Below are 724 nucleotides of genomic sequence, written 5' to 3'. Positions count from 1 at the left end.
CGGCCTAGTTGTTGGTTTGTGGTGGTTGGGGTTGGAAGGGTTGGTACCACCACCAGTCGGCGCGCTCGCCGGTGGGTCCCGGGCAGGGGGCGACCGGGGGTGGGGGCTTTGTCGGTGGCCGCGCCAGCGATCCGGGCCTCAGTGTTCGGCCTGCCTGATCGGTGACGGTCAGCGTGGGTGCGGGTCCGGCGATGGTGATGACGCCACGATGATGGGCCCGGTGGTGATACGGGCAGACCAGCACGAGGTTGGTCAGCTCGGTGGGTCCGCCGTCTTCCCAGTGCCGGATGTGGTGGGCGTGCAGGCCGCGGGTGGCGCCGCAGCCGGGAACCGCGCAGCTGCGGTGGCGGTGCTCGAGCGCGCGGCGCAGTCGCCGGCTGATCAGGCGGGTGGTTCGGCCGGCGCCGATGACCTCGCCCTGGCGTTCGAACCACAGTTCGCCGGTGGCGTCGCAGGTCAGGTAGCGGCGTTCGGCGTCGGTGAGCAGCGGACCCATGTGCAGTGCCGCAGTGTGCGTTTCGGCGTCGACGTGCACCACCACGGTGGTGTGCTGTCCGTGTGGGCGGCGGGTCGTCTCCGCGTCCCAGCCGGCCTCGATCAGGCGCATGAACGCCTCGACGCTGCCCGGCAGGGGCGGCGCGCTGTCTGACGCTCCCTCGGCGCGGTCGTGCTTCCATTCGGCGATCAGCGCGTCACGATGGGACTGCAAGGCGGCGTCGAACGT

General features: G+C 71.1%; 1 protein-coding gene. It reads right to left on the bottom strand.

The genetic code is table 11. From position 1 onward, the window contains the following. Positions 1-4: 4 nt before the first annotated feature. On the bottom strand, positions 5-724 hold a 720-nt coding region (locus A5704_RS26370), incomplete at its 5' end, for an HNH endonuclease signature motif containing protein (RefSeq protein WP_156737767.1).

This window comes from Mycobacterium sp. E735, from assembly GCF_001666955.1.
In the GTDB taxonomy this organism is placed as follows: domain Bacteria; phylum Actinomycetota; class Actinomycetes; order Mycobacteriales; family Mycobacteriaceae; genus Mycobacterium.
Note: the sequence above shows the minus strand (reverse complement) of the source record. Positions and strands in the feature narration are given on the sequence as shown.